This is a genomic window from Rhodospirillaceae bacterium, assembly GCA_016722635.1.
In the GTDB taxonomy this organism is placed as follows: Bacteria; Pseudomonadota; Alphaproteobacteria; order JAEUKQ01; family JAEUKQ01; genus JAEUKQ01.
In genome coordinates this window covers 120,097-146,018 of sequence record JADKIX010000003.1, presented here as the reverse complement: position 1 = coordinate 146,018, position 25,922 = coordinate 120,097, and the positions used below count along the sequence as shown (strand labels likewise).

At 38.7% G+C, this 25,922-nt stretch carries 22 protein-coding genes, 1 tRNA gene and 1 pseudogene; 3 read left to right on the top strand and 21 right to left on the bottom strand.

What is annotated here, in order from left to right; genetic code table 11:
- Positions 1-19: 19 nt before the first annotated feature.
- The 20 genes and pseudogenes from IPP67_00995 to IPP67_00900 all read right to left on the bottom strand — a co-directional run bounded on the left by IPP67_00995 (position 20) and on the right by IPP67_00900 (position 21,866).
- Complete coding sequence (locus tag IPP67_00995) at positions 20-1,342, bottom strand: trigger factor (GenBank protein MBL0337782.1); 1,323 nt, start codon at positions 1,340-1,342, stop codon at positions 20-22.
- 69 nt (positions 1,343-1,411) lie between these two features.
- Positions 1,412-1,496, bottom strand: a tRNA-Leu gene (locus tag IPP67_00990).
- Between the two features lie 58 nt (positions 1,497-1,554).
- A complete protein-coding gene (locus IPP67_00985; GenBank protein MBL0337781.1) occupies positions 1,555-3,045 on the bottom strand; it encodes an NAD(P)H-hydrate dehydratase in 1,491 nt (496 codons plus the stop codon).
- A 27-nt stretch (positions 3,046-3,072) separates the two neighbouring features.
- Positions 3,073-3,768 (bottom strand): response regulator transcription factor, encoded by a 696-nt coding sequence (locus tag IPP67_00980; GenBank protein MBL0337780.1) that lies wholly within the window; start codon positions 3,766-3,768, stop codon positions 3,073-3,075.
- Positions 3,769-3,900: 132 nt separating this feature from the next.
- Positions 3,901-4,533, bottom strand: coding sequence for a hypothetical protein (locus IPP67_00975; GenBank protein ID MBL0337779.1), 633 nt, complete (start codon positions 4,531-4,533; stop codon positions 3,901-3,903).
- A gap of 43 nt (positions 4,534-4,576) precedes the next feature.
- Entirely contained in the window at positions 4,577-5,023 is a 447-nt protein-coding gene (locus tag IPP67_00970; protein ID MBL0337778.1) for a type II toxin-antitoxin system RatA family toxin, read from the bottom strand.
- Positions 5,024-5,053: 30 nt separating this feature from the next.
- A complete protein-coding gene (gene lipA, locus IPP67_00965; GenBank protein MBL0337777.1) occupies positions 5,054-6,022 on the bottom strand; it encodes a lipoyl synthase in 969 nt (322 codons plus the stop codon).
- A 34-nt stretch (positions 6,023-6,056) separates the two neighbouring features.
- Entirely contained in the window at positions 6,057-7,457 is a 1,401-nt protein-coding gene (gene lpdA, locus IPP67_00960) for a dihydrolipoyl dehydrogenase (GenBank protein ID MBL0337776.1), read from the bottom strand.
- Between the two features lie 17 nt (positions 7,458-7,474).
- On the bottom strand, positions 7,475-8,797 hold the full coding sequence (locus IPP67_00955; GenBank protein ID MBL0337775.1) for a pyruvate dehydrogenase complex dihydrolipoamide acetyltransferase: 1,323 nt from the start codon (positions 8,795-8,797) through the stop codon (positions 7,475-7,477).
- Positions 8,798-8,824: 27 nt separating this feature from the next.
- Positions 8,825-10,157: pseudogene (locus IPP67_00950) on the bottom strand (pyruvate dehydrogenase complex E1 component subunit beta).
- Positions 10,158-10,204: 47 nt separating this feature from the next.
- Entirely contained in the window at positions 10,205-11,134 is a 930-nt protein-coding gene (pdhA, locus tag IPP67_00945) for a pyruvate dehydrogenase (acetyl-transferring) E1 component subunit alpha (GenBank protein ID MBL0337774.1), read from the bottom strand.
- A gap of 160 nt (positions 11,135-11,294) precedes the next feature.
- Positions 11,295-11,615 carry a septum formation initiator family protein gene (locus tag IPP67_00940; protein ID MBL0337773.1) on the bottom strand — a complete coding sequence of 107 codons (321 nt, stop codon included), beginning with the start codon at positions 11,613-11,615 and terminating at the stop codon, positions 11,295-11,297.
- A 47-nt stretch (positions 11,616-11,662) separates the two neighbouring features.
- A complete protein-coding gene (gene eno / locus IPP67_00935) occupies positions 11,663-12,964 on the bottom strand; it encodes a phosphopyruvate hydratase (protein ID MBL0337772.1) in 1,302 nt (433 codons plus the stop codon).
- Between the two features lie 101 nt (positions 12,965-13,065).
- A complete protein-coding gene (locus tag IPP67_00930) occupies positions 13,066-14,577 on the bottom strand; it encodes a hypothetical protein (protein ID MBL0337771.1) in 1,512 nt (503 codons plus the stop codon).
- A gap of 2 nt (positions 14,578-14,579) precedes the next feature.
- Positions 14,580-16,718 carry an RNA degradosome polyphosphate kinase gene (locus tag IPP67_00925; protein ID MBL0337770.1) on the bottom strand — a complete coding sequence of 713 codons (2,139 nt, stop codon included), beginning with the start codon at positions 16,716-16,718 and terminating at the stop codon, positions 14,580-14,582.
- Positions 16,719-16,805: 87 nt separating this feature from the next.
- Positions 16,806-17,330, bottom strand: coding sequence for a hypothetical protein (locus IPP67_00920; GenBank protein MBL0337769.1), 525 nt, complete (start codon positions 17,328-17,330; stop codon positions 16,806-16,808).
- A gap of 204 nt (positions 17,331-17,534) precedes the next feature.
- Positions 17,535-18,575 (bottom strand): AI-2E family transporter, encoded by a 1,041-nt coding sequence (locus IPP67_00915; GenBank protein MBL0337768.1) that lies wholly within the window; start codon positions 18,573-18,575, stop codon positions 17,535-17,537.
- Between the two features lie 13 nt (positions 18,576-18,588).
- On the bottom strand, positions 18,589-19,659 hold the full coding sequence (locus tag IPP67_00910) for a DUF2066 domain-containing protein (GenBank protein ID MBL0337767.1): 1,071 nt from the start codon (positions 19,657-19,659) through the stop codon (positions 18,589-18,591).
- 43 nt (positions 19,660-19,702) lie between these two features.
- The gene (gene rsmA / locus IPP67_00905) at positions 19,703-20,515 is read right to left on the bottom strand and encodes a 16S rRNA (adenine(1518)-N(6)/adenine(1519)-N(6))-dimethyltransferase RsmA (GenBank protein MBL0337766.1); all 813 of its coding nucleotides are present in this window, start codon (positions 20,513-20,515) and stop codon (positions 19,703-19,705) included.
- Between the two features lie 85 nt (positions 20,516-20,600).
- Positions 20,601-21,866, bottom strand: coding sequence for a peptidylprolyl isomerase (locus tag IPP67_00900; GenBank protein MBL0337765.1), 1,266 nt, complete (start codon positions 21,864-21,866; stop codon positions 20,601-20,603).
- A 285-nt stretch (positions 21,867-22,151) separates the two neighbouring features.
- On the opposite strand from IPP67_00900, the gene IPP67_00895 reads away from it, so the two are divergent.
- The 3 genes from IPP67_00895 to mazG all read left to right on the top strand — a co-directional run bounded on the left by IPP67_00895 (position 22,152) and on the right by mazG (position 24,987).
- The gene (locus tag IPP67_00895) at positions 22,152-23,654 is read left to right on the top strand and encodes a leucyl aminopeptidase (protein MBL0337764.1); all 1,503 of its coding nucleotides are present in this window, start codon (positions 22,152-22,154) and stop codon (positions 23,652-23,654) included.
- A 27-nt stretch (positions 23,655-23,681) separates the two neighbouring features.
- On the top strand, positions 23,682-24,137 hold the full coding sequence (locus IPP67_00890; protein MBL0337763.1) for a DNA polymerase III subunit chi: 456 nt from the start codon (positions 23,682-23,684) through the stop codon (positions 24,135-24,137).
- 61 nt (positions 24,138-24,198) lie between these two features.
- Positions 24,199-24,987, top strand: a complete 789-nt coding sequence (gene mazG, locus IPP67_00885) for a nucleoside triphosphate pyrophosphohydrolase (protein MBL0337762.1) — start codon at positions 24,199-24,201, stop codon at positions 24,985-24,987.
- Positions 24,988-25,013: 26 nt separating this feature from the next.
- Here the strand turns inward: mazG and IPP67_00880 are convergent, their stop codons facing one another.
- The gene (locus IPP67_00880) at positions 25,014-25,886 is read right to left on the bottom strand and encodes an NAD(P)-dependent oxidoreductase (protein MBL0337761.1); all 873 of its coding nucleotides are present in this window, start codon (positions 25,884-25,886) and stop codon (positions 25,014-25,016) included.
- Positions 25,887-25,922: the final 36 nt, after the last annotated feature.

Below are 25,922 nucleotides of genomic sequence, written 5' to 3'. Positions count from 1 at the left end.
GTTACCAAGGTAATTACTTCTATGCTGTTTCCTTTTGAAGTTCTTCCACCGATACCTGGCGCTGATTTAACTTAATATGATCTGCAATGAAACGAACTACCTTGTCTTCAAAAATAGGTGCCCTAAGTTGAGCTACCGCTTGAGAATTTTTTTGGTAATGCTCAATTACTTGCTTCTCCTGACCTGGGAACCGCATGGCTTCATTCATAACAGCCTTGCTTAAATCATCATTTGTAATTTGGATATTATTTAAACGTCCAATTTCGGATAAAAGCAAGCCAAGCTTTACGCGGCGCTCGGCAATCGCTTGATATTCTTTTTGCAATTCCTGCTCACTTTTCTTGGCATCTTCTGGATCGATGGAACCAGATTGTTTTCTGGCCTGAATTTCCTGCCAAATTGAATTAAATTCCATCTGAACCATCGTGGGAGGCAATTCAAATTTATTCATTTTGTCTAATTCATCGAGAATCTGGCGTTTTAATTTGAGCCACGATAAACGATCTAAAGAAGATTGAATTTGTTGGCGAACGTTTTTCTTCAAATCATCTAAATTATTTACGCCCAATTTTTTTGCAAAAGCTTCATCAATCGCTGGTACTTCCTTGAGGCGACGCAGTTCATTCGTTGTGACGGTAAAGAAGGCTTGTTTGCCTATCAATTCACGGCTGGGATAATTCTCTGGAAAAGTAACCGAGAAGGTTCTTTCTTCTCCCGGCTTTACCCCTAATAGATGCTGTTCAAACTCTGGCAAAACCTGTTTTGTGCCTAACTGCACTGAAAACTTTTTTGCAGAACCTCCTGTAAATTCTTTACCGTCAATAGTACCCACAAAATCAACGGATAAAATATCACCCTCTTCCGCAACGCTTCCGTCCGTGACGGTATATGTTTCACGCCGACGTTCTGCCAAACCTTCTAATTCCTTTGATATTGTTTCTTCAGGAACGTCAGCAACTAATTTTTCAGCTGACAATTTTTTGAAATCTGGGGATTTGATTTCTGGAAGTAATTCCAAGTTCATCTCAAACTCTAAATCCTGGCCATCTTTAAAAGAAACATTTTCAAATTTAGGCTGGAAAGCCAACTTCAAGGTGCGTTCATCAACAACTTTATTAGCGCTTTCACTGACTGTCTGGCTAACTATCTCATTAGCAACGCTAGCACTGAAACGTTGCTTAACAACTCCTACAGGCACCTTACCTGGCCTAAAACCAGATATTTTAACCGTGTTGCTAAGCTCCGAAAGTTTTTTTTCTGTTCTTTCTTCAATCACAGAACGTGGAATCTTGATCTTAAATTGTCGTTTTAAGCCAGATGATAAAGTTTCGTTGACAATCATTATAAGCCACCCAAATTCTTAAAAATAATTCTTTTATAAGCTGATGTAAAAAATAAGCCTCTCATTTGGTGGTGCGGGTGAAGGGACTCGAACCCCTACGACTTGCGTCACCAGATCCTAAGTCTGGCGCGTCTACCAGTTCCGCCACACCCGCTCCATGAAAACCTTATGTTACGGAGGTGACATCTTAAATATATCCGTCAAGATAGCAATCAATTTTTTAACAAGGACTGTAAAATACCCAGTGACCTAGGTATCTCCTTGATAATGTCAGACGCTATAAGCCCTACACCAAATCTTTCCGCACAGTTTGTTTGCAGCCACACACCTATACAAGCAGCTTCAAAATTTGGTACTTGTTGTGCCATTAGACCCGTAATAATTCCAGCTAACACGTCTCCTGTACCAGCCGTTGCCAAATTTGGTGGTGAGAGAGGGTGAACGATTGTTCGTCCACCCGGCTCAGCAATTACGGTATCAGCCCCTTTATGTACAATGATAGCTTGGCTTTCTTGGGCTGCTTTTTTTGTTTTCAATAACTTATCGCCTGTCAAATGAGGAAATAATTTCCGAAACTCCCCTTCATGGGGGGTTAAAACGGCGTTTTTCGCTAGATTCTTTAATAAAAGTGCTGGGTTTTCTGCAAAACAGCTAATCCCGCCGCCATCAATCACGATAGGAATTTGGCAATTAAGAGAATCTAACACTAATTGTTGATTAGTTATATTACTATTAAATCCAGAACCAATTAATAAGGACTGCCCGCATAAATTTTGATTGGCGGCTATTATTTCATGGATGTTTTGATGAGATTTTATTTCAAGAATGATATTTTCTGGATCATCAATTTCATAAACCAGTTTCTTTTCAGGAGTACAAATAATTTTTAAAATGCCTGCTCCAGATCGCATAGCGGCCCTTGCTGCTAATTTTGCCGCCCCAGTCATTGGACCAGCAATAATAAAGGCTGTGCCGTGGTGATATTTATGTTGTTCCGGTCGTGTAAAAGGAATGAGTCCTTTCCAGATACTTGGATCATTCAAAAAAAGATTTAAAGAATTATCCCAATATTTACCAATCCCAATATCAATGGTTGTCAGTTGGCCCATGTAATTTCTACCTGGTAAGAGAAATTGGCCAATTTTAGCCTTCGTAAAAGTGATGGTGTGAGCTGCTTTAAAAGCCTTTCCCATAATCTCACCATTATCAGCATGAACGCCAGTAGGCATATCGATGGAAATTATGGGTAAATTCGTTTTCTCGATTTTTTCCATAAATTGCATAAGATCATCGCTAACCGTTTTATTTAAGCCAATACCAAAAATTGCATCAACAATAATTGGACGATCTTTGAAAAGATTTCCGTCTATGGGCATGCGCGCAAAGGGTGTGTGATGAATTAATAATTTTTTTGATAAAAGAAAATTATCGTCATGCTGCTGTTCCGCCCAATACACAGATATTACCGAAATTTTCCAGCCAGATAATTGGAGAAAAAAAGCAGTATATAATCCGTCTTTGCCATTATTCCCCGGTCCGCATAAAACAACTGCGTGGCCAGAGCAATATATATCATTGATTGTTTCGGCAGCTTTATAAGCAGCTTTTAAGATAAGTGTTTCACGGCTTTCGCCAGCCGCAATGGCTTTATCTTCAGCAAGACAGGCATTAGTTACATTTGTAAGATCAAAATTTTCTGTCACATTTTTTAAAGATGAATATATTGCGGGTTAATTTTTTGCGGCTGTTGCTAAAAGCGGTTCCTTTAAAGAATATCCCCTGCCCCATACAGTATCGATATATTCTTCGCCACTTGCTTTGCTCAGTTTTTTCCGAAGTTTGCAAACAAACACGTCAACTATTTTGCCCTCTGGTTCATCCATCCCATTATACAGGTGATTTAATATTACTTCTTTGGTGATAGTGTTTCCCCTTCTAATCGATAGCAATTCCAAAAGGCTGTATTCCTTATTTGTTAAAGAAATTTTCTTGCCAGCGATTTCTACCTTTCTTTCTTGCAAGTCAACGGTCATCTTCCCAACTTTGATGACGGAATGCGAATGCCCCTGTGAGCGCCTAACAATTGCTTGAATACGTGCAATCAATTCTTTTGCGTTAAAAGGCTTCGTTAAATAATCATCAGCGCCGAACCCTAGCCCTTTAATTTTATTATCTAATTGGGTTTCTCCAGATAAAATTAACACCGGCGTTTTTATTTTGGCGCTTCTTAATTTTTTAAGCACTTCATACCCATCCATGTCGGGCAGTTTCAAGTCCAGGATAATAATATCATAATCATACAATTTTCCAAGATCCAAGCCATCTTCCCCAGTATCAGTGGTATCAACAACGAACTTTTCAGCTTCAAGTATTAATTTGATACTTTTAGCAGTTGAAGTATCATCTTCAACAATCAATACGCGCATAACATATTCCTTATAAGATCAGGGAATTATTTTGTGAAATTCTACTAATTTTTTGATTATATATTTATTGTAGCTAATGTACATGACCTTCACGCAAGAATAAATGATTTTTTACTATCAGATTTTCAAATGTTAGGTTGTCAATTGGTACGTTAATTGCACCAGGCTAGGCAGCTTATTAACTTTAGCATTTATAGGAAAATGACGCGTATAAACCGCAAGTAAAGCCCATAAAACTTTTTTCGTTGTCAATGGGTCTGGGGCATCAAATTTAGCAAAGAACCTATCTAAATCTTCTGTCCAACGGATATCACCTGCCTGTAACTCGCAAATCAGGGTTGATTTGCTTTCGCTAATTTTAATCACCCCCCCTCTAGGCATTGCATCGGGTAGATTTATTAAGGTTAGTAAGAGTAAGCGTGATACAAACAATTTTGTTTCCAGCAATACTAATTTCTCCGGCCATATAATTTGGATTTTTGTTCCTGCAAAATATTGATTGGCTGTATTTTTAATTTCTTGTAGGGGAATATGTTTGTCGCGGTATCCCGTTCCTAGCGATAAACGGAAATACTGTAATAAAGCCAATGCTCGCATGCTGCCTTCTTTGGCTAAAGGAATAATTTGGTCAAGCATTTCAGTATTTTTACCGTCATCACCCTCCAGCAGTTCCAAGCCGTTTGCAATTGCAGAAACCGGACTGATGATATCATGACACAGACGGGAAACTAATAATTCTGAAATTTCTAGAATATTGCTGGTCATGGATAAATTCCCCGGCTAATAAAATTGGGCCAATAAAATTATTTTAGGTGTTTCTGATGTGATATAATTGGTACGCTCGCTTCTCAAATGCGTTGGTCAATTTACGCATAGCTTCCGCAAAGAAAATGGCAGACAAAGTTTGCAATAGGCTGGAACGAAATTGATAACGAATGGTAAAATCTAAATTACAGCCACCATTCTCTTTAGCAATAAAACGCCACCTATTTTCTAAATATTCAAATGGCCCATGGAGATACTCTATATCAATAATAAATTCTTCACGTTTTAAGTAAACGCGTGTCATGAACCGTTCCTTGACCATTTTGAAGCCCACAATCATGTTGGCTTCGATAAAGTTTGGGGTTTGTTTCATGATTTTACAAGCCAAACACCAGGGTAAAAATTCTGGGTATTTCTCAACATCAGCAACCAATTCAAACAGTTGCTGGGGAGTGTAAGGCAAATATTTATATTCTTGATGAGAGGGCATCACCTGCATCCCATTGTTATGCTCGATTTACTAAGAAACAGTTTGTAAATCGGACATTTTAGATGCAATCTTTTCCAACCTTGCTGTACGCAATTTCAAAAAATCTTTATCCGCATGATAAGATGAGCGTGTCAATGGTGAAGATGAAACCAATAAAAACCCTTTTCCGTAAGCGGCTTCCTCATAAGACTTAAATTCCTCTGGGGTTACAAATTTAGCAACAGCTGCATGTTTTAAAGTCGGCTGCATATATTGGCCAATAGTTAAAAAATCGACATTCGCCACCCGCAAATCATCCATCACTTGCAGCATTTCTTGTCGTTCTTCCCCTAATCCTACCATCAACCCCGATTTCGTAAAAATGGTGGGGTCAAGCTTTTTGACCTGCGATAAGAGTTGTAGGGAATGAAAATAGCGTGCACCCGGTCTAATTGTTGTGTAAAGCCTTGGCACAGTTTCCAAATTATGATTATATACATCAGGTTTTGCTTTTACGACAATTTCTATGGCCTTTTCTTTTCGAAGAAAATCAGGTGTTAGAACTTCAATGGTTGTTTGTGGGGACGTTTTTCGAATTGCTCTGATCACTTCAGCAAAATGTTTGGCACCGCCATCTTCAAGATCATCCCGGTCAACCGATGTGATGACCACATGGCTTAATGTCAATTTCGAGATGGCTTCCGCTATTTTTTCTGGCTCATGCGGATCCAATAAGTCAGGCTTGCCGGTGGCAACATTGCAAAAAGCGCAAGCCCTTGTACACACACTGCCTAGGATCATAAAAGTTGCATGCTTTTTTTTCCAACATTCCCCAATATTAGGGCAAGCGGCCTCCTCACAAACTGTATTTAACTTAAGTCCACGCATTAACTGGCGTGTTTCATGATATTCCGGTGACGTGGGTGCCTTGACCCTCAACCAATCTGGCTTCCGAGGCGAAAGATGATCGGCAAGCCCTATTTTTTCCGGGTGGCGTATTTTTGTTAGCTCATTGGCCATATGCAAACCATGCCCTCAATCTTAACATTTAACATTAAAAATGGATTGTTTGATTATAAGCATTTAATACAGATTCATGCATCATTTCAGACAATGTCGGATGGGCAAAAATGGTACTAATCAATTCCTGCTCAGTTGTTTCTAAAGTTTTGGCAATGGTATATCCTTGGATCAGTTCTGTCACCTCGGCCCCAATCATATGGGCACCCAATAATTCCCCTGTTTGGGCGTCAAAAATTGTTTTAATAAAACCATCAACTTCACCCAATGCAATGGCTTTTCCATTGCCTATAAAGGGAAATTTGCCTACCTTGATTGCTCGGCCAGCTGCTTTTAGTGCCTGCTCGGTTAGCCCGACACTGGCAATTTGTGGCATTGAATATGTACAAGCAGGAATATTAGATAAGTTGATAGGATGTGCAGATTTAAGGCCAGCGATCTTTTCTACGCAAACCACACCTTCATGACTTGCTTTATGCGCCAACCAAGGCGCTCCTGCTACATCGCCGATAGCATAAATTCCCTTTACATTGGTTTTGCCCCATTCATCTGTTTTAATGTGGCCTTTGGTTAATTCAACCGATAATTGTTCCAAACCCAAATCTTCTGTATTGGCCGTAATGCCTATGGCCACAATAATTCTATCAGCAGTTAATTTTATTTCATTTTGGGAAGTCTTTACTGTTGCAGAAACAGCATTACCAGTTTTATCTATTTTGGTAACAGTACTATTGGTATAAAATTTGATACCCTTCTTTTCAAATATCTTTTGTGCCGCGGCTGAAATTTCATCATCTTCCACCGGTAAAATTTTATTTTGCATTTCAATAACGCTGACTTGGCAACCCAAAGCATTGTAAAAACTGGCAAATTCAATCCCGATGGCACCGCTACCGATAACCATTAATGATTTAGGCAATGCGGTTGGGATCATAGCTTCTTTATAAGTCCAAACCAATTTGCCGTCGGGTTGCAAGTGGGGCAACGTTTTTGCACGCGCTCCCGTAGCAATGATGATATGGGAGGCTTCGATGTTAGTTGTAGTCGTTGCGGAAACCACAGATATTTTTCCTGCCGCAGTTATCTTCCCTCTTCCATCAAAAACTGCGACGTTATTCTTCTTTAATAAGTGTTTAACACCGCTTGAAAGTTGAGCAGCAATTTTGCGACTTCTGTCCACCAACGATTTCAAATCAAACGCAACTTCTTTTACCGTTAACCCATAATCTTTCGCATGTAGTATGGATTGATAAACCTCCGCACTACGAAGCAATGCTTTGGTGGGAATACAACCCCAATTTAGGCAAATGCCGCCTAAATGTTCTTTTTCTATTAATGCCACCTTCAACCCTAATTGAGCGGCGCGAATGGCTGCAACATACCCACCAGGCCCGCCTCCGATAATTGCTAAATCAAACATCTGTGAATTTGTCATAATACCACTTATTGCTTTTAAAGGAGGATTGATAATGGATCTTGGATAGTCTTTTTGAAGGCATTCAGCAGTTCTGAGCCAATCACTCCATCAACCGCGCGGTGGTCTAATGAAAGAGTACAAGTCATCATATTGGCAATGGCAATTGCCCCCTCTTTGACAACTGCTCGTTGCTCACCCGCACCAATTGCAAGAATGGCAGCTTGTGGGGGATTTACAACAGCAGCAAAGTTTTTAATCCCATACATCCCTAAATTTGAAATAGAAAAAGTTCCGCCCTGATATTCTTCTGGTTTTAATTTGTTATCTTTCGCGCGCTGAGCCAGATCTTTCATTTCTTTTGAAATAGATAAAAGGGGTTTTTGATCAGCTCGCCTGATAATAGGAAAGATCAACGCGCCCGGTATTGCAATTGCCACCGAGATATCGACATGGTCGTAGGAACGAAGGTAACTTTCAGCCCAAGCAACATTGGCAGCCGGAACAAGCTTTAAGGCGATAGCGGCAGCTTTGATAATAAAATCATTAAGGGATAATTTATCTTTATCCAACCTATTATTTAAATCTTGCCGAAGCTTAATCAGGCTATCTAATTCACACTCTATGGTTAAATAGAAATGTGGCGCTTCCCTTTTTGACTCAACGAGCCTTTTGGCAATAGTTTTACGCATATTGCTTAAAGGCAGTTCTTTATAAGTGGGGAACCATTCTTTAACAAAAGCATTGGAGGACGGAGAATATATAGATGCTTGGGACACAGGAGATAACAAATTATTGACAGCCGGTGTTTTATTTAGGTTCTTTTCGATATCAATTTTAACAATACGACCGTTAGGACCCGTTCCTTGTATATTATTTAAATCCAAACCAGATATTTCTGCCATTTTCTTGGCAAGTGGGCTGGCTGTAACTTTTTCCGAGGGTGAGGATATTGACGAGGAAGAAGCAGTATTAGATTTTGTAATGACTTGTTGTTGCTTCAAAACAGGATCTGACTTACTCGTATTTTCCGATTGTGATGATGCAGTGACTAAAGATTGGGGCGGTGACACCCTAGAAGCGGCAGCTGCCGCACTAGGTAAGTTTTCTAATTTTTCACCTTCAGCTAATAAGATAGCGATTGGGGTATTTACCTTAACGGCATTGGTACCAGCAGGTACAAGGATTTTGCCTAATACCCCAGAGTCTGCCGATTCCACTTCCATTGTTGCTTTATCTGTTTCAATTTCTGCAATAACTTCCCCGGGCTTAACTCGATCGCCCTCTTTTTTATTCCACTTTACCAGATTTCCTTCTGTCATGGTTGGTGATAAAGCTGGCATTAAAACAGGAGTTGGCATGATTATTTTTCCTTAAAATCTAAACAATTATCTATATGTTACTTGATGAACAGCCGCCAACACTTTTTCTAAAGATGGCAGGGCTAATTTCTCTAAATTGGCAGCATAGGGTAAAGGCACATCTTCAGCCGTTACACGCATAACGGGCGCATCTAGCCAGTCAAATGCTTGTTCCATTAAAATAGCTGAAATTTCCGATCCAACCCCTGCAAAAGCCCAACCTTCTTCAATGGTTACGATACGGTTGGTTTTTTTAACTGAATTAATAATTGTTTGCGTATCTAAGGGACGGATCGTCCTTAAATTTATGACTTCAGCCTGTATCCCCTTTTTAGGATAATTCTTCCGCTGCCTGCAATGCTAAACTTACAGGCCGGGAAAAACTAACAAGAGTTACGTCTTTTCCTTCCCTGACAATTTCAGCTTTGCCAATCGGAATAATAAAATCTTCACTATCAGGAATGTCAAAACTTTGGCCATACATCAATTCATGTTCTAAAAATATTACAGGATTAGGATCCCGGATGGCAGCCTTTAACAAGCCTTTTGCATCCGTAGCTGACCAAGGTGCAACAACCTTTAAACCTGGACAATGGGCATACCAACTGGCATAACATTGCGAATGTTGGGCGGCAACGCGGCTAGCAACTCCGTTTGGCCCCCTAAATACAATTGGGCATCCCATTTGACCGCCAGACATATAGAGTGTTTTTGCTGCAGAGTTAATGATTTGATCAATGGCTTGCATGGCAAAATTAAAGGTCATGAATTCAACAATTGGTCTTAATCCATAAAAAGCTGCCCCAACTGCAATACCCGCAAAACCTTGTTCCGTGATGGGGGTATCGATTATGCGCTTAGGGCCAAATTCTTCCAGTAATCCTTGGCTAACTTTATAAGCCCCTTGATATTCGGCAACTTCTTCCCCCATTAAAAATACCTTAGGATTAAGGCGCATCTCTTCAGCCATCGCATCCCGCAATGCTTCCCGAACGGTTAATTTTCGTACTTTAGTTAACAAGGAGTTGGTGTTAGGTATCTTAACAAGGGGAACTGATTCCTGAGGGTTAGATCTTTGTACCTGTGGGGGGATCGAAACAACAGAGGTAACTTTCATTAGCGAACTCGTTAATTGGGCAATCGGCATATTAATAGGGACATTGGGCGAGTTGGCAGGTACAAGAATTTTAGAAATAATGCCCGCCTCAACCGCCTCAATTTCCATGGTTGCCTTATCAGTTTCAACTTCCGCTAATATATCGCCTGCTTTTACCTGATCCCCTTCTTTTTTTAGCCATTTGACAATTTTGCCTTCTGTCATGGTTGGGGAAAGGAGCGGCATTAGAATTTCTGTAGGCATCTGATCCTCTAAAATTAATCTAGATAATAGTTGTATCTCTTAAGACCCTATTTATCAATTAAGATATCGGTATAAAGCTCTTTCGCATCGGGCTCTGGACTGGCTTGCGCAAATTCTGCAGCCTTCAAAACAACTTGCTTAATTTCAGCCTCTATTTGTTCAACTTGTTGTTCAGAGAAAGAAAATTCTTGTTTCATTTTAGCTAAAAGTTTGTCGATAGGATCAAATTCATCCTTCATTTTATTAACCTCTTCTTTTGTCCGATATTTTGCCGGATCGGACATAGAATGACCGCGATATCGATATGTTCGCATTTCAATAATAGTTGGGCCATCACCTTTTCTTGCCCTGTCGACCGCAGCATTGGCGGCTTGCCGAACGGCAAATATATCCATTCCATCCACCTGTTGGCCCGGAATGCCATAAGCTTGGCCGCGCAAATATAATTGTTCGGGAGAAGCAGAAGCCCTGGTAACACTTGTTCCCATGCCATACTTATTATTTTCTATAACGTAGATAACCGGTAATTTCCATAAAGCAGCCATGTTAAAACTTTCATATACCTGCCCTTGATTGACTGCCCCATCGCCTAAATAAGTGATACAAACATTGCCATCTTTCAAATATTGATGCGCAAATGCCAAACCTGTGCCTAGTGGCACCTGTGCCCCGACAATTCCATGCCCACCAAAAAAATTCTTCTCCCTGCTAAACATGTGCATAGATCCGCCCTTACCCTTAGAATAACCACCACTTCTTCCAGTTAGTTCGGCCATCACACCTGCAGGATCCATCCCGCACGCCAACATATGCCCATGGTCACGATAACTGGTGATAATCGTATCAGACGCATTAAGCACGGATTGCATGCCTACAACTACCGCTTCCTGGCCGATATATAGATGGCAAAAACCGCCAATTAATCCCATTCCATATAATTGGGCAGCTTTTTCTTCAAAACGGCGGATAAGTAGCATCGATTTATAATATTTTGATAAATTATCTGCAGAATATTTAGTTTCCTTAGATAGTCCGGTAGGTGTAGGCTGGTTTTTCTTATTCACAATCTTTAAACCTTTGGGTTAAAATTTTTTAAAGATTTAATTAACAGGTTCAACATTTTTTTAAACGGTTTTGCTAGGGATTTGATGGGTTAATAACGACGATTTCATCCGCTGCAGCAAAATTTAAAATAATTCTTACTTGTTCTTCTAGTAAATCTAAATCAAGAGTTTCAGGGCTTAAACGTGTAACGCGATTCTGTAGAATATTTTTTTCTGAAGCAATTTGATGGGCTAAACTGTTTGTCTCCCTAACCTCTTGTTTCAGCATAAACCAACGATATAAGCCTCTCTCCCCTTCGAAAGCGTGGTAAAGAAGGTATACCACTAAGCCTGCACCAATAATATGGCGGGTTAATTTCCGTGAGGTAAAATTAGACAAAATCCTTACTTGCATCACTTATATCCTAAATTGCTCAAGATGCTGGTGACTAATACAATTACTTACGTATCAGAATATCCTGTCGGCAAGGGAAAGAAAAGGGATTTTTTGCCTGCAAATACAGCGGCTTTACCCAATTGTTCTTCAATCCGTAACAATTGGTTATATTTCGCCAAACGATCTGTTCTAGACATAGAACCCGTTTTAATTTGTCCGGCATTAACAGCTACTGCTAAATCTGCAATAGTCGTATCTTCAGTTTCTCCGGAACGATGGGAAATGATGGTTTTATACGAAGATTTTTGAGCTAACCTAATAACCGATAAAGTTTCTGTTAAGGTGCCAATCTGATTAGGCTTTACTAAAATGGCATTCGCAATATCTTTTTCAATGCCTCTAATTAACCTAGCAGTATTGGTCACAAATAAATCATCACCAACAAGCTGCATGCGATTTCCCAAGGTTTTCGTTAAAAGGTCCCAGCCGTTCCAATCATCTTCTGCCATCCCATCCTCGATGGAAATGATCGGAAATTCTTGGCTTAAATCTTTATATAACTGCACCAACCCGTTTGCATCCAAAACTTTTTTAAACCCAGTCAAATGATATTTGTTATCTTTAAAAAATTCACTGGCTGCAATATCTAAGGCCAAACCCATTTCCGTTCCTGCTTTATATCCAGATTTTTCAATCGCTTGGGTTATCAAATTTAAGATTTGTTTAGGATCAGATATCAGAGGGGCAAACCCTCCTTCATCCCCCACCATTGTCGAAAAAGATTTTTGACGCAATAATTCTTTTAAGTGGTGAAAAGTTTCATTGGCCATTTGTAGGGCTTGATGGAAGGAATTGGCACCGACAGGAACAATCATAAATTCCTGAAAATCGAGTTTATTATCGGCATGGGCACCACCGTTAATAATATTGATAAAAGGGATCGGCAGCACACACGCATTGATACCACCCAAATACCTATAGAGGGGAAGCTTAAGTTCTGCTGCGGCTGCTTTTGCGGTTGCCAGGCTGACTGCTAAGATCGCATTAGCCCCTAACCTTGATTTATTCGCTGTACCATCTAGTTGGATCATCTGCTGGTCAACCAGTGACTGTTCTTGGGCTTCTATGCCAGAAACAACATCGAATATTTCCCCTTTAATGGAGTCAATTGCCTGAAAAACACTTTTTCCACCGAATGCTTTGGTTTTATCCCTTTTTTCAACTGCTTCATGCTGGCCTGTTGACGCACCTGAAGGGACAGAAGCTATCCCTGAAAGACCACTTTCTAAAAAAACCTCAGCTTCTACCGTTGGATTGCCACGGCTATCAAAAATTTGTCTAGCCTTTATTGCCCGAATGGCCGTCATAGTCATATCTTTCAATTGATTAAAATATTACATTAACTAAGTTCTATATAAATTATTAGATAGTTGCAACTATCGTGTGCAGCAAAAATTTAATAGAAAATCTAATTTATTTCTTTAATTTTTGCGGTTAAAGACAGTTTTTTTGCCACTAAATTAAGGGATTGTTGAAGCTTAAATTTTAATTCTAATGGTAATTGCTCTGGTAATAATAATATGACCTCTTTACCGATCTTTTTTAATTCAGTTTTATTAAGTTTCTCTGGGATTCCAGCTGTTGCTTTATATGATAGATCAATTATTAAGCCAGCTTGATTACAGAATTTCCTTAAGTCTTTAGGGAGCAAATTGAACAGTTTCTTCTCTTTTTTTGAACATTTTGTGTGTTCTACATAGCGATATCTGTCTATATAAGCTAAGGCAATTCTTTCAATATGCGTTAACCCAATTGTTGGCATATACAAAATGCGGTTAAATCGATTTTCTTCTGGGTAACCTTGATGGTCATTCCAACCCCAATCACTTAAATAACAAGCAGCTTGTAAAAGGCGTTGAAAATTCTTAGGTAAGTCATTAAAAAAAAATTTACACCATTTGTACACTGCCTGGCCTTGCTGGTAGCGAGAAATATCGTTGATTGTTCCAGCAAAAAATAGGAGAGGATCTTTTTGGATTTCTTCCTGAGGTAATAAACTGTAAAAATAACCTTCCCTTAAACCGCTGGCCGAAAATTCAATTTCAGCTGGCTTTAAATTTCGGATAATCCCTTGTAAAACCATTGTTGCAAAAGGTAATCCTTTAATTCGATGTTCAAGAACAGGATATTTTGCTACAATCATTTCTTGATTTTGGATAAGATTTTCACAAAATTCCATCACCTCTTTACTATTGACCTTATATTGATGGACAATTTCCAACGGATATTTTGTTATCTGCATATGCAATTTGGCAATTACCCGCCAAGATCCACCGACCGCATAAAATGTTTGCCCAAATATTTTGTTATTTATCCAGGTCACCTGCTTTAATTGTTGTTCAATAAAACTTTTACAAGCTTCATATGAAGCAGCTTCTGAGATATTGGTTAAACGTAAAGGGCCAAGAGGCAGGGTAATATTATCAGGCGAATCTACCTGAAGATTCATTAACTCCAAACTGCCTCCCCCTAAATCTCCCATAATCCCACTTGTTGTTAAAATACCGGCTGAAACGCCTAAGGAAGAATTTCTTGCCTCTTCTTCGCCGGTTAAAATTTTGATGGAAATATTCAGTTTTCGCTCCATTTCTGTAACAAAAACCATTCCGTTTTGGGCATCCCGTATTGCCGCCGTAGCCAGCAAACGAATGTGTTGGACAGGAATTGATTTAGCTATCTTGATATAATGCTTTAGGGTATAAAAAGCTTCTTCCAGTTTTTCTGCATTCAATTGACCAGTTTTTTGTAAATCTTTGCCTAATTCACAAAAAACTTTTTTGCTGACAAGTATTTTAGGAATCCTACTTAAATTCTGGAAAACAATTAACCTGATTGAATGTGAACCGATATCAATGACCGCTAATGGTTTGGTTGGATCCAAAAGATCTCTAGAAATATGTATTGGTTTAGGGGTGTTCATGATTATTTTCGTTCTCGCCATAATTCAGGTGGGCGGGAGGAGTTTTTAATGGCAGTTCCCCGTCCTGAAAGGCTAGGGTTTTTCATAAAAAATGAATGGGCATTAAATTTATCATCTGCTGATTCTTCACGAACATATTGACCATCGGATTTTAAAAGCCAGCTTTGAGTATTATCTTTTAAGGTGGCAATCATAATTTGATCTAGTACTTGTTCATGAACGGTAGGATTTTCAATCGGAATGAAAGCTTCAATACGCCGTTCCATGTTTCTTGTCATCCAATCGGCTGATGAGATAAAAACCTTGGCCTGTTTAGAAGGCAAGCCATACCCGGCACCAAAACAAGCAATTCTGCCATGCTCTAAAAATCTGCCAATAACACTTTTAACCGAAATATTATCAGAAAACCCCGGTATTCCTGGCCTTAAGCCGCAAATACCACGGACAACCAATTCAATCTTTACCCCCTCTTGAGAAGCCCGGTACAACGCATCTATTAATGGTGGGTCAATAATTGCATTAACTTTCAACCATATTTGTCCTGGCCGACCATTTTTTACATGGCTAATTTCGTCTTCAATAAGGTTTAATAACTTATCCCTTAAGAAGAAGGGTGCAATTATTAATTTTTCCATTTTTTCAGGATGGCCATATCCTGTAATATAATTAAAAAGTTTGGCAGCATCCCGACATAAAGCGGGGTCGCACGTAAAAAAAGAAAGATCTGTAAAAGTTCTAGCCGTATCAGGGTTATAGTTTCCAGTGCCAAAATGTACATAACTACGTAGCAAGCCATTCTCTTTCCGGATGACCATGCTAAGTTTCGCATGTGTTTTTAAATCCAAGAAACCAAAAATCACCTGTACCCCTGCCCGCTCTAAATCTCTTGCCCAGCGAATATTGGCTTCTTCATCAAACCTGGCTTTCAATTCAACTAGGGCGGTGACAGATTTCCCTGCTTCTGCTGCTTCAATTAAAGCCTTGACAATCGGCGAGTCATGGCTCGTTCTATAAAGCGTTTGCTTAATGGAGATGACCGCCGGATCACTGGCAGCCTGCCTAATAAAATGAACAACTACATCAAAACTTTCATAAGGATGGTGGATAATCATATCTTTCTGGCGGATAGCTGCAAAACAATCACCACCCATTTCTCGGACTCTTTCAGGATACCGGGAAATTAAGGGATGCCAACGCAAATCAGGCCGATCTAAGTGTATGAGACTTGAAATATTTGCAAGGCCAAGTATTCCCTCCTCCACCATTATATTTTCGGCGGGCACATGTAAGGCTTGTGAAACAAACTTTAATAAATCGGCTGGCATTGCCGCATTAATTTTTAAGCGGATAACATTCCCCCGTCTTCGCCTTTTAAGTGCTGTTTCAAATAACCGGACAAGGTCTTCTGCTTTTTCCGAGATTTCAATTTCACTATCTCTAATAATTCGGAAATACCCGGTATTAATCACCTCAAAACCAGGAAATAACTTATCAAAATATAAGCTAACTAAACTTTCCAACGTAATGAAACGGACGGATTTTCCGGTTAATGGGATAAATCGAGGCAGTTGGGAAGGTAGCGGTAAAAGGGCTTTCATTTCTCGGTTATCAGATCTTCTCAATAATTGTAAAACAGCCGAAAAACCACGATTTAGGATAAAAGGAAAGGGATGCGCGGGGTCAATAGCCATTGGTGTAAGGACAGGAAATATCTGATCCATAAAATAATTATTCAGCCACTTTTTATCTTCATCTGGAACTTCTTGAATATGTAAAATTGAAATTTCTTTCTTTTTCAATTCATTACATAGTATTTTCCAACATTCCTGCTGACATTTGATCAATTTATCCGCTTTTAGCTGGATGGCTTCTAATTGTTGAATGGGAGTCCGGCCATCATGACTTAACCCTACCCCTGCTGCTATCTGACCTTTCAAACCCGCGACCCGAACCATATAAAACTCATCTAAGTTATTAGCAGAAATAGATAAAAAATTAACCCTTTCGAGCAGTGGATGTTCTTCGTTCCAAGCTTCATCTAACACTCTCTCATTAAAGGCCAACCAAGAAAGTTCCCGGTTAATAAACCTTTCCGGTGATTTATTTAAACCATTATTTTTGCTAAATTGATATGTTGACATCGTTTATAATCTTCAAAAGAAGTGAGCCATTATTATAAATAACTTTATTTAGATGTATTGTAATTGCACGTCTTTATTTAGCGGGGATTAATTTTGATTAATAATATTTTTCAGGTGATTAATTGTTATAGGCTTTCCACGACTAAGGCTTATCTGATCCAGAAATTTAATTAGATCCTGTGCTGCCTGATAACTTCTTTCTGAATGTTTTAATAAATAATTGATATGATAGGCTGACAAAGGAATCCCGCGTTCTAGGGATAATTTAGTCAATATTTCTCGAAACATTTGATCATCTGGTTGATGCACTGGAATAACCACCATCGCTTGTAAACGTGATTGAAGGTCATTTAAAGTTATTCCCGCCCAATTAATTGGGGTTTGCCGATGACAAATTAACAACTGGCAGCCATTTTCATTCAAAAAATTAATAAAATGCAGCAAATTTTTTTGATATTCGAGGGTTTTAAAAAAATCAAAATTTTCTGGAAAATCAATAACTACTGCCTGAGGAGTTTTTTCTAAAAAACTATACCATGACGCAGATTTTTCTTGCAGAGATTCAGGGTTTAAGAATAATGCCTTGCTTAATTTCTGCCATATATAAGCCAAATGCGTTTTACCGCAACCCTTTTCTCCATAAATAACTAAACCCCATTTGGGCCATTTGGGCCAAGCATTGATCCAAGCATAGGCATACTCATTCGGTTTGCCGATATAAAAATCTTTTTTAGCAAACGAAGATAAGTAGTTTAAATCTAAGATTAATTGCTGCATACCCATAATATATGTCATGAAAGATTCAAATGATACTTATCACTCTGATTCCAATCTATATCCTTTATAATACATACTTGAGTGATACGCTTTCATTGCGTACTGGCCAAAAACCCGAATGATTACCGCGACTGGAATGGCTAAAAGGATTCCTAAAAACCCAAATAAAGAAGCGCCAGCCATTAAAGCAAAGATGATCCATAAGGCATGTAAACCTGTTTTATTACCGATTAGTTTTGGTGTTAACCAATAATCATCACACAATTGTCCCACCACAAATAATCCGGCGGTTAAAAATATAGGAAGACTGTCGCCAAATTGGATCAAAGCCAATCCTAGGCTTACAAATATGCCGAAAATCAACCCAAAGTAAGGAATTAAAGATAAAAACCCGGCGATAATGCCTATACTTAGTCCGTAATCCAAACCCAAAATAGCAAGACCTGCACCATAAAAAATAGCTAAGAAAAGACAGATGGTTGCTTTGCCCCGAATATAAGCAGCTAACATCAGATCAATTTCATGAAATTGCTGGCGGATAATGGGGGCATTCCGTTCAGGCAACCAACTATTGATTTTGCTGATCATGGGTTCCCAATCCCTTAAAAGATAAAAGGTTACAATGGGGGTAATGAAAATTAATGATAAAATATTCAAGACACTAAATAAATTTTGCAATGCTTTGTTGATAAAACCATAGACTGAGGAATTATCTAAATTACTGAAATTTTGTCTAATCGCATCAAAGAAAAATTTTCCCTCTCCTGTTATAGTGGCTAAATAAGCGGGAATTTTAGTTGATAAAACCTGAAATTGTTCAATAAAAACAGGGAGCATTAGAAAAATAAAAGTTGTAATAAAACAAATGAAAAGAACTATAATAAGTAGAGCTGAGAACCCCTTACCTAATTTCCATCCAACCAAATATTTTTTTGCGGGATTAAAAAGGTAAGCCAATATAATGCCTGCAAAAAATGGCATGATAATATCAGATAATAAGAATATGATCCCAACCAATAAAAGGAACACTGCACCCCAAAAAAAAGTATTCCGCCAACCAAGTTTTAATACTGCAGCCATTACATCACTCTCACTATGGTTTAGTTATAAGATAGGAAGATATTCCCAATTCTTTGATATCTAATCCCGTATTCCGAATTGCTTGAATAAATTTATCATTGGAGCCATTAAACTGAATTTCCAAGTCAATTTGGTGGGTGCCGATTCTGATAAGATCCAATTTTTCTATTAAAGAAATTTTATTAATTTTTTGTCTTATCTCATACCACGTGGCCGAACTTTCAAATGTTACAGAAAATTTTGCTGAATTAACTGAATCATGATTAATCACGTGTTCTATTTTCCATTGCTGATCAAGGTGAGCGATGGTTGCATTGACAAGTGCTTGATAAGAAGAGAAAGGTAAATCAAGCATAATTTCCTCACTATTAGCCAATCCTTCTTTAGCAAAAGTTGTTATTTCAACTTTACTAGAATTTTCATCAATCATAGAAAGCTTTACTAAAATAACTTTGGATACTTGATATTTGTCCGCTAAAAAACGATAAGCATTACCTTCAATCTGCAGCTTATTATCAATAAATGATACAGATTCTATATCTTCAATGTCTCCCAACGGTAAAATGGGCATCAAAAAACTAAATTTAGGAAGACCGGTTTTCCAAGTATTGAGCCAGACATTGCTTTCCTCGAAAAGAATCTCTTTAAAACCTTCGGAGAAAACAGGCAGCAACAATGTTCTGTCGCTAACGGTTTCTACAAAATCAATGTTATATTGCCGGAATAATTTTTTAACAGCATCAGCTTTAAACTGAAAAGACAGGGTAGCGATATACCGTACTGAGGAAGATTTTTCGTTAATGACTTCAAAATCCTGAATTAACGTGGTGATTTCTGTAAATGAAAGATTGGCTAAATTAACCGTATCCTCTACTGATAATGACATCCGGGATATAAGTATATCGAAAGCATTACGTTGTGCTTTATTAAAAGCCTGCTGACGAGCCACAGCGGCGTCCTTGGCAGTGACATCAACAGGAACATCAGTCACTTGATAGACGCTTTGTGCTTGGGCACCATACCCCCCGCAAATAAAAATGACAGTAAGCAAAACCAAAGAAAGTGAAAATATCCTATGCGACATTAATTTATTCTCTTACTTTAAAGATGACAGGCTTAGTAGTATCCTAGGATAGGCTCTTCGCCAATAGAAAAAATTTTTCTATACTTAGTTCCTCAGCTCTAGCGGTTTCGGGCACATCACAATTTTTGAGCCATTCTGCAAGATGGGGTGTTAAAGATTTCAACGATTGACGCAACATTTTTCGGCGATTCCCAAAACCTGCTGCCGTAATTTTTTCAATCTTTTCCAATAAAGGAATTCTTTCGATTATAAGATTTGGTTTTAATTGAACAACGGATGAATGAACCTTTGGAGGCGGAACAAAAGCAGAGGGCGGCAAATCAAAAAGTTTTTTGGAATGCATCAGGAACTGGCTGATTACGCTTAACCTACCATACTGCTTGCTAAAAGGTTGGGCGATAATTCGGTCAGCAACCTCTTTTTGGAACATTAATGTCATGGATTGATAGGCATGGGATTGATGCAACCACCTGATGAACAATTCTGTTCCCACATTATAAGGAAGATTGGCAACAATTTGACGGGGCTCGGGACAAATCGATGGTGTGTCAATTTTTAAAGCATCCTCATGGATAACATGAAGCCTGCCGCTAAATTCCTTCGACAGCAACTGCAATGGCTCAATCAACCGTTGGTCTTTTTCGATCGCCCAAACTTCTTTGGCCCCCGCTTCTAATAGTGCTCGCGTCAAAGTGCCGTGGCCGGGACCAATTTCAATTATATGGCTTAAACGTAAACCTGAAACTTGATTGACAATTTTGCGCGTAATGTTTTTATCTAATAAAAAATGCTGCCCTAAACTATGTTTGGCAAATATCACACTACCCGTTCTACCATTATTTTTTTTATTTTTCATGCAGCTTTCAATTACAATATATATGAAAGAAAAAAAATCCTTACATAATGGCAATTATGTCAGGCTAACCCTTCTAAATCACTTTCTAACGACGATAATTTATCACTGCAAAACGCCTTAAATCCCTTAAATAGCTTCTGGCCGACTGCTCTAATCGTTCAAGGGTTAATTGTTGAGCTATTTTTTCTTTTTGGTATTGCAAGGCCGTAAATGTTTGACAAATCATCAAAATAATAACCCCTTCATTAGTTACGATGGGCTGGGTTTTTTCCTCATTGTTTAAACCCTTCAAAGCGTTTTGGAAATTGGCCGGTAAATCGGATAAGGCTAATTTAGGAAGTGCCGAAGGAATCTCTGTATTTGTTTCCTCAGCTAATCTTACAAATTGATCGCAATTATTAGCTTGGGAAGCTATTTTCTTTGCTTTTGCAACGATTGTATCACGTTCTGATGCAGTCATTTTACTTGAAAAAGGCAAATATAATCTGGCCAATGATAAGCCCATATCATTTGGATTGAGGCCTGGGGCAAGCCGTTGCTCACTAACAAAAATAATATAATAACCATAACCTGTGCGGATTGGTTGGGAAGCTTCGCCCGCTTTAAGCGTTACTAAAACTTTCCGAAGGTTTTCATCTAATTGGTCAGCAAAAATCCATCCTACCTCTCCGCTATTTGCGGCACTTGCTGCTTGAGAAAAATCTTTAGCCAATAATAAGAAATTCGCCCCTGTCCTTGCCTGTCTACTTAATAATTCAGCTGATTGCCGGACTTCGTCCAGTTGTTTGGGATTGTCAGCGATAAGGAAAATTTCGTATAAATGATATTGTGTTTTACCAGCATTTTTTTGAAGATTTTCATAACTTCTTTCAATATCCGATTGCCCAATTGTTATAGAGGATCGTAATTTCATGGAAATAAGTTTTGACCAGGCAATCTCTGCCCTAAAGTTTTCTGCTAAAGATTGTATATAAATCCCGTTCTGTGCGAGAACTTCAGAAAATTGCTTGATTGTTAAATTGTTTTGTCCGGCAATATTTTCTAGTTGTGATTGTAATTCTCTATCACTGACCGTAATATTGTTCCTTCTGGCTTCTTGCAGTTTCAAGCGGTCATCGATTAATAACCGTAACACTTGTGGAGCAATGTCATGTCTGACTTGCGCCGTATTTTCTAATCTTGAAGATAATAAAACCAAAGATATACGCTGTTGCAAATCTAATTCTGTAACAATGTCGTCATTTACAGTCGCCACAATACTTAAGCCAGTCTGAGCATAGGTAAACGGACTGCAAATCAAATTTGCAAATGTATAAATCGTTACCAGAAAAACAAATCGGACATGTAGCACGATACTTCTTCCCTTCGAAATAAATAATGTAGCTTTAGAGCACGTTCGAACCATCCAATTATGGAAGCTCATTAGCTGTCAATAACCATGACTATTACGGTTATTAATGGGCGATACTAAAATGATTCCTTTTAAATCTATCATTTTTTTCGTCACTGATAAATAAATTCCTACTTATTTTCATGTTTTTATTACACTTGTTTGATTAAAAAACATGTCTATGCTGGTACATAAAATTTTTACTACTTATTTTTATAACCACCAAATAATTTATATGAGGGGAAAATGAAGGTTAATTTTGTAAAATCTTCAAGTGCAACTGCTGGGACAGTGGTTGTTGGAGTATTTGAAGAAGGTAATTTTGGCAGCCATGTTCAAAAATTTGACCAGCAAAGTCAAGGGATTATCGCTAAAACCATACAATACCACAATCGTTTTAAAAAGAATTTAGGCGAATTTGTTTGCATCAGCAGCCCCAATCACCTGTCATTTGATCGATTAATTGTGGCAGGATTGGGAAAAAAATCAGCTTTTACGGAGCGAAGCGCTGAAAATCTTGGCGGTCACATTTTCAACCAGTTAATATCAGTTAACGAAAAAGAAAGCACTTGTATATTAGATGAATTTGAAGCATCTGATAAAAAACCCGCGAATATCAATGAATTGGCGGCACATATAGCTTATGGTGTGCAATTAAAAAACTATCGTTTTAGTAAATATAAAACTAACATAAAACCCCAAGATAAACCCATCCTTGAGCAACTGACCATCGTGGTGCCAGATCCTGTTGCTGCAAAAAAGTTTTATGAGCCTTTAGAAAAAACATTGGAAGGGATTTATTTAACCCGTAATTTGGTTTCTGAACCAGGGAATGTGATTTATCCTAAAAGCTTAGCCGAAGCTGCCCAATCTTTAACTCAATTAGGGGTTAAAGTAGAAGTATTTGGTATAGCTGAAATGAAAAAGTTAGGTATGAACTCCTTGCTTGGTGTGGGTCAGGGAAGCGCTCATGAGAGCCAACTACTAGTCATGGAATGGCCGGGCGCTGATAAAGCAGCGCAGCCGGTTGCAATTGTCGGCAAGGGTGTAACTTTTGACAGCGGCGGCATTTCAATTAAAGCGGCTGCCAATATGGAAGAGATGAAAACTGATATGGCAGGTGCTGCAACCGTCATTGGTTTAATGAGGACTTTGGCCGCCAGAAAATCAAAAGCCCGAGTTGTGGGTTTGGCCGGTTTAGTCGAAAACATGCCTTCCGGCACCGCCCAACGCCCAGGTGACGTTGTAACATCCATGTCTGGACAAACAATTGAAGTGATCAATACGGATGCGGAAGGCCGATTGGTTCTGGCTGACGTTTTGTGGTATTGCCAGCAACGTTTTAAACCAAAAGTGATGATTGACTTGGCTACTTTGACAGGTGCGATCGTGGTAGCTTTAGGACATCATTATGCGGGGCTTTTCAGTAATAACCAAACCCTTGTGGATCAATTAATCGACGCTTCAAAAAAGGTTTCGGAACCAATTTGGCATATGCCTTTACATGATCATTATGACAAGATGATTAATAGTGATATTGCTGATGTTAAAAACTCAGTAAACCGGGGCAGCGCAGGCAGTATCACAGCTGCCCATTTCTTGCAACGCTTTGTAAAAGATACTGCTTGGGCTCATTTGGATATTGCTGGTGTTGCCTGGACTGAGAGTGAATATCCAACTACTCCCAAAGGTGCAACAGGGTTTGGAGTAAGGTTGTTGAACCGTTTTATCGCCGATCAATACGAATAACTTTGGATAAAGAGGATTGTTCCGAAAGTGTTGGCAAAAGAAGTTCGATTTTATGTGTTTACAAAACTTTCTCTTGTTAAGGTCTTAAAAGAACTTTTAGAAAAAACCTTAATGCGGGGACAACGTGCCGTTGTCCTCGTATCTACCAAAGATGAGGTGGAGAGTCTATGTTCGAGTTTATGGACGGTAGAACAAAAAGCTTTTCTTCCCCATGGTTCAGCTGTTGATGGTAGGCCAGAGCGGCAATTGGTTTGGATTACGCATCAATTAGAAAATCCTAATCAGGCATCTGTCGCATTTATCATTCCTGGCTTTATAATACCCATAACAACACCATTTGCTTTGCTTATTATTTTGGTGGATGGCTTAAATTCACAAGAAATTGAAACCAGCAACGCTAAGTTCCTTGATTATCGTTCTCAAGGCTTGAATGTTAAATACTATTTACAAAATGAATCTGGCAAATGGCAGGAAAAAACATAAGAAACCCTAGATATAATTTTTTGGTATTAATCCAATCCCTAGTTAATCAAATCGTATCCCTATGCCCTCTTCCCTTATCACCCAATTATTAGAACTGGTTCGTCATCTTCGTCACCCGAAAAACGGTTGTGATTGGGATAAAAAACAAGATTTCAGGTCAATCGCTGCCTATACGCTTGAAGAAGCGTATGAAGTTGTCGAAGCCGTTGAATTAAATCAGCCTCACCTTTTAAAAGAAGAATTAGGTGATCTTTTATTTCAAATTATGTTCTATACTGTTTTAGCGGAAGAAAAAACCCTTTTTACATTTGAAGATATTGTTGAAAATATCCTGAAGAAAATGATTGAACGTCATCCCCATGTCTTTGCAGTAAATAAGGATAATTTTTCCAATCAATCGGAAGCAATTGAAAAATCCTGGGAAATGAGAAAAAATGTGCAGAAATCTTCCAATCCAAATGGCAGCATTCTTGACTTAACCCCTCTCCATGTGCCAGCGATTTTACGGGCTGGAAAACTACAGAAAAAAGCTGCTAGTGTTGGCTTTGACTGGGGTTCAGCGGGCGATATATTCCATAAAATTGATGAGGAGGTTCAAGAACTTAAAGATGCGATCAAAAACCAAGATCTTGAAAATATTGAGGAAGAAATGGGAGATATCTTGTTTACCTGTATCAATTTATCTAGGCACTTAAAAATTGATCCGGAAACTGCCTTAAGAAAAGCCAATCGAAAATTTGAAACCCGTTTCCGCAAAATGGAGAATTTAGCCTCAGATCAACATACTGTTTTGGGTGATGTAACGCAGGAAAAATTGGAACTGTTTTGGAGAGAAGCTAAAAAAAAATAGAAATCAAAAAAGATTTATTGCTGCCTTCACACATCCCGATTTTTTTGCAGTAATTTAATAAGACTGGATGTATCTGACCCGCCACCGTTTTTCTGCTGTAATTGAGTATAAAACTGTGCAATAAGGCTGGTGATAGGTAGGGAGCTGTTATTTTTTACCGCTTCATTTAAGCAAATCATTAAGTCTTTTTTCATCAGGTCCACCGCAAAACCAAAATCAAATTTTCCTTTGATCATCGTTTCTGCCCGGTTGTGCATTTGCCAAGAAGCAGCGGCGCCATTACTAATAGCACGAATAACTTTTCCCTGATCTAACCCGGCATTATAAGCAAACTCCAATCCTTCCGCCAAACTTTGAATGACCCCAGCGATACAAATTTGATTAACCATCTTCGTTAACTGGCCAGAGCCGGACGGTCCCATATAAACACTATTTTTTCCATAAGCGGTAAATATGGTTTCTACCTGATTATATGCTTGTTGGTTACCTCCAGCCATAATCGTTAAAATGCCCTTTTCGGCACCAGCCTGTCCCCCCGACACCGGGGCATCTAAAAAATAGGCCTGGCGTTTTTGAAGTGCAACATGGATATCTTTGGCTACATCAACCGTTGTGGTTGAATGATCAATCACAATTGTACCAGGTACAATATGGTCGATCAATTTTGCTGAACCCCAAAAAATATCTTTTAACGCCTGGTCATTGCTTACACAGGTCACGATATAATCCGCATTAACACAATCTATCAATCTGGGAGCTACCGATCCTGAAAATTTTTTCAGCCATGCCTGACTTTTTGTTATTGTTCTATTATAAACGGTAACAGAATAGCCCTTCTGAGCTAAATGACCGGCCATCGGAGACCCCATCACACCCAGTCCAATAAAACTAATTCTAATACTTTTTAGATCTTTATTCACGGTTCGTTTGGTTTC

What these genes read in the sequence shown, in the direction of transcription:
- IPP67_00995 (MBL0337782.1), bottom strand. Translation starts at nt 1,342, where the DNA reads ATGATTGTCAACGAAACTTTATCATCTGGCTTAAAACGACAATTTAAG.
- IPP67_00910 (MBL0337767.1), bottom strand. Translation starts at nt 19,659, where the DNA reads ATGTCGCATAGGATATTTTCACTTTCTTTGGTTTTGCTTACTGTCATT.
- IPP67_00915 (MBL0337768.1), bottom strand. Translation starts at nt 18,575, where the DNA reads ATGGCTGCAGTATTAAAACTTGGTTGGCGGAATACTTTTTTTTGGGGT.
- IPP67_00970 (MBL0337778.1), bottom strand. Translation starts at nt 5,023, where the DNA reads ATGCCCTCTCATCAAGAATATAAATATTTGCCTTACACTCCCCAGCAA.
- eno (MBL0337772.1), bottom strand. Translation starts at nt 12,964, where the DNA reads ATGACGGCCATTCGGGCAATAAAGGCTAGACAAATTTTTGATAGCCGT.
- IPP67_00895 (MBL0337764.1), top strand. Translation starts at nt 22,152, where the DNA reads ATGAAGGTTAATTTTGTAAAATCTTCAAGTGCAACTGCTGGGACAGTG.
- rsmA (MBL0337766.1), bottom strand. Translation starts at nt 20,515, where the DNA reads ATGAAAAATAAAAAAAATAATGGTAGAACGGGTAGTGTGATATTTGCC.
- lipA (MBL0337777.1), bottom strand. Translation starts at nt 6,022, where the DNA reads ATGGCCAATGAGCTAACAAAAATACGCCACCCGGAAAAAATAGGGCTT.
- lpdA (MBL0337776.1), bottom strand. Translation starts at nt 7,457, where the DNA reads ATGACAAATTCACAGATGTTTGATTTAGCAATTATCGGAGGCGGGCCT.
- IPP67_00980 (MBL0337780.1), bottom strand. Translation starts at nt 3,768, where the DNA reads ATGCGCGTATTGATTGTTGAAGATGATACTTCAACTGCTAAAAGTATC.
- IPP67_00930 (MBL0337771.1), bottom strand. Translation starts at nt 14,577, where the DNA reads ATGAACACCCCTAAACCAATACATATTTCTAGAGATCTTTTGGATCCA.
- IPP67_00955 (MBL0337775.1), bottom strand. Translation starts at nt 8,797, where the DNA reads ATGCCAACTCCTGTTTTAATGCCAGCTTTATCACCAACCATGACAGAA.
- IPP67_00940 (MBL0337773.1), bottom strand. Translation starts at nt 11,615, where the DNA reads ATGCAAGTAAGGATTTTGTCTAATTTTACCTCACGGAAATTAACCCGC.
- pdhA (MBL0337774.1), bottom strand. Translation starts at nt 11,134, where the DNA reads ATGCTACTTATCCGCCGTTTTGAAGAAAAAGCTGCCCAATTATATGGA.
- mazG (MBL0337762.1), top strand. Translation starts at nt 24,199, where the DNA reads ATGCCCTCTTCCCTTATCACCCAATTATTAGAACTGGTTCGTCATCTT.
- IPP67_00975 (MBL0337779.1), bottom strand. Translation starts at nt 4,533, where the DNA reads ATGACCAGCAATATTCTAGAAATTTCAGAATTATTAGTTTCCCGTCTG.
- IPP67_00925 (MBL0337770.1), bottom strand. Translation starts at nt 16,718, where the DNA reads ATGTCAACATATCAATTTAGCAAAAATAATGGTTTAAATAAATCACCG.